The 3,236-nt window shown below is 70.7% G+C and carries 3 protein-coding genes; 1 reads left to right on the forward strand and 2 read right to left on the reverse strand.

Annotation, left to right across the window (positions count from 1 at the left end; genetic code table 11):
- The coding region (locus HMPREF3086_RS15255) for an LLM class flavin-dependent oxidoreductase (protein WP_070722757.1) at nucleotides 1-1,079 on the reverse strand (1,079 nt) is incomplete at its 3' end.
- 347 nt (nucleotides 1,080-1,426) lie between these two features.
- On the opposite strand from HMPREF3086_RS15255, the gene HMPREF3086_RS19680 reads away from it, so the two are divergent.
- Entirely contained in the window at nucleotides 1,427-2,428 is a 1,002-nt protein-coding gene (locus tag HMPREF3086_RS19680; RefSeq protein WP_246831013.1) for a nuclease-related domain-containing protein, read from the forward strand.
- A gap of 42 nt (nucleotides 2,429-2,470) precedes the next feature.
- Here HMPREF3086_RS19680 and HMPREF3086_RS15265 read toward each other — a convergent pair.
- The coding region (locus HMPREF3086_RS15265) for an HNH endonuclease signature motif containing protein (protein WP_246831014.1) at nucleotides 2,471-3,236 on the reverse strand (766 nt) is incomplete at its 5' end.

The following is a 3,236-nucleotide window of genomic DNA, read 5'->3' on the forward strand; positions in this document are numbered from 1 at the left end:
AGTTCGGCGTCGCGGGCGGCGACCCGCGCGGCGTGCGTGGGGCCGTCCGGCACGTGGGCCGGGCGCAGCGCGTCGAGCTCACGGCGGAGGGTGGGGACGATCTCGGTGCCCAGGATCTCGATCTGCTCGAGCACCGTCTTGCGCGGCAGGCCGGCGTGGTCGACGAGGAACAGCTGGCGCTGGTAGTCGCCCACGTGCTCGCGCATCGTCATGTAGCGGTCGATGATCTGCTGCGGCGAGCCGACCGTGAGCGGGGTCTGCGCGGTGAAGTCCTCGAGCGACGGGCCGTGGCCGTAGACCGGGGCGTTGTCGAAGTAGGGGCGGAACTCGTTCACAGCGTCCTGGCTGTTGGCGCGGGCGAAGAACTGGCCGCCCAGCCCGACGATCGCCTGGTCCGCCGAGCCGTGGCCGTAGTGCTCGTAGCGACGGCGGTACAGCTCCACCATCTGCTTGGTGTGGTGGATGGGCCAGAAGATGTTGTTGTGGAAGAAGCCGTCACCGTAGAAGGCGGCCTGCTCGGCGATCTGCGGCGAGCGGATCGAGCCGTGCCACACGAACGGGGCGACGCCGTCCAGCGGGCGGGGCGTCGAGGTGAACTGCTGGAGCGGCGTGCGGAACTTGCCCTCCCAGTCCACCACGTCCTCGTGCCACAGGCGGTGCAGGAGCTCGTAGTTCTCGATCGCCAGCGGCAGGCCCTGGCGGATATCCTGCCCGAACCACGGGTACACCGGACCGGTGTTGCCGCGACCCATCGTCAGGTCCACCCGGCCGCCGGCCAGGTGCTGCAGCATGGCGTAGTCCTCGGCGATCTTCACCGGATCGTTGGTCGTGATGAGCGTCGTGGCCGTCGACAGGATGATTTCGCTGGTGCGGCCCGCCACGTAACCCAGCGTGGTGGTGGGGGAGGACGTGACGAACGGGGGGTTGTGGTGCTCACCCAGTGCGAACACGTCCAGGCCCACCTGCTCCGCCAGCGTGGCGTACTCGACTATTGCCTCGAGCCGCTCGTGCTCGGTGGGTATGCGCCCGGTGGTGGGGTCCGGGGTGATGTCGGCGATGCTGAAGATTCCGAACTGCATGGTTGTCCCTCTCGATCTGTTGATGCGCCCAGCGTACGTTGCTGACATGTCAAACAAAAGGGGGCGCAGCCGTATTCCCCCTCACCCGACACTGCCGCCGCCCCTCGCCATGGCGCCTGGCCTGCGCTTCGGTGCGCGCGAGACGCCATGGCGAGGGGCGGCCGCGGGAGCGCGCGGCACGAGCAGTGGCGAGTCACCACGTCCGCGAGCGGCTGCGGCGGTGGCGGGGCGATCGCCGTTCGCAGTGACTCCGGTGAACCCCCGTCGTGGATGCGGCATTCGACGGATTAGTCGCTATCCGCACCGGAGCGATGTCACGATTCGTGGCATCCGGGGGAGGAGGGCCAGTGACCGAGTGGAATGTCCGGCGGTGGCGTCGCTACGGCCACGACCGCCTTTACGCGTCGACGCCCGGTCGCACCGACCTCGGCTATCTCGACCTCACGACGGGCCGGTACCGCTCCGACGACATGTCTAACCTGCCATTGCTGCGCCGGGCGATCGAGGACCACTTCGCCGCCCAGCGACCGCCGCATCAGGGCTCCGGAACGACCCCGGCCCCGGCGCCTGGCCCGTCGGCGGCTCCTGGCCCGGCGCCGACGCGGTCCCCGGAGCTGGCGCGCACGGACACGCCCGATGCGGTAGCCCACGGCCGGGTTTCGCCGCATCCGCCTCCGGCTCCTTCGCCGTGGCAGTCGCCGTCGCCGGGCCCGACCGGACCGAGGTGGCACGATCTCGCGGACGTGCGGGCGGGCGCCTCCGCACGCGAACGCGCGGTGGCCGAGCGTGCGGCGCAGGGCACGATTCGCCACTTGTTCGCCCGGCTTGTCGACGCGAGGACCGACGAGCGAGCGTGGCGGATCGGCGCCGACGGCGAGGAGGCGGTCGCCGAGCAGTTGGCCGGGCTGGGCGTGCACTGGCGCGTTCTTCATGCGGTGCGGGTGGGCGATCGCGGCGCGGACATCGATCACGTGGTGGTCGGCCCGGGTGGGGTGTTCACCGTGAACGCGAAGAACCACCCGAAGGCGTCGGTCTGGGTCGGCGGCGACGTCTTCCTGGTGAACGGCCAGCGCCACGACTATGTCCGCAAGAGCCGTTTTGAGGCGGAGCGGGCGTCTCGGATGCTCGCGGAGCACGTCGGTTTCCCGGTGCCGGTCACGGGCGTCATCGCGGTGGTGGGTGCGCGGCGCGGGTTCACGGTGAAGGCTCAGCCGGCGGATGGCGCGGTAGTTGTGGTGCCGCGGCGCGGTATTCGCCGTTTCCTGCAGTCCCGGCCATCGCGATTGGGGCTTCGCGAGATCGACGCGATCCACGAGGTCGCCAGGCGATCGAGTACCTGGCAGCGCTGAGCGCGCCCGGGGGCCGGGCGGGATGTGGTCTGGCGGCGTGGCCTATGGCGAGCGATGGCGGCGTTCGGCGCCGGGTGGGTTGGTGAGGTGGCCGTCGTCGGCGATGAGTCGGTCGAGGTGTTGGTGCCAGCGGTGGTCGAGGATGCGGTCGCGGGCGTGGGCCAGGGGGCCGTGGGGTCTGGTGTGGTGTTCGTGTCCGGTTTCGGTGATGATGGTCAGCTCGCCGAGTGGGCCGGGTCGGTAGGCGCAGTGGCCGAAGGTTTTCTCGCGGTGGTGTTTTCGGCACAGGCAGACCAGGTTCCATTCGGCGGTGGGCCCGCCCAGTTCGGGACGTTGGTGGTCGAAGGCGATGACATGGTCGATCTCACAGTCGTGAGCATCGACCGTGCAGCCGGGGTGGCGGCAGGTGCCGTCGCGCAGGCGGATGCGTTCGGCCAGGGCGGGGCTGATGCGGTACTTCAGTGCCGCCTCGGGGGTGTCCTCGGTGCCCGGTTGCGGGTCCAGCAGTTCGAACCGGATCGTGGCGTCGCCGCCGGAGAGCAGTTCCTCGCACAGCCAGTCGAAGCTGGCGTAGGCGCCGGTGACGAACTCCACGCGGTTGGGCAGGCCCTGGGCGATGCTGTTGATGACCGAGATACGGATCGGCTGATCGGTGCCCCACGAGACCCCCAACGGCGCACGGCCCGCCGCGGCGGCGGCCTCGCCACTGGCGGAGGAGGCGCCGCCGGAGGTGGCCGTCGCGCCCGGGGCAGCCGGGCCCGCCGCGCCGTCGTCGCCCGGGTGGTCGGGCAGGGGGTCGGCGATGTCG

Origin of the sequence: Dietzia sp. HMSC21D01 (assembly GCF_001815995.1) — a bacterium.
Lineage (GTDB): Bacteria > Actinomycetota > Actinomycetes > Mycobacteriales > Mycobacteriaceae > Dietzia > Dietzia cinnamea.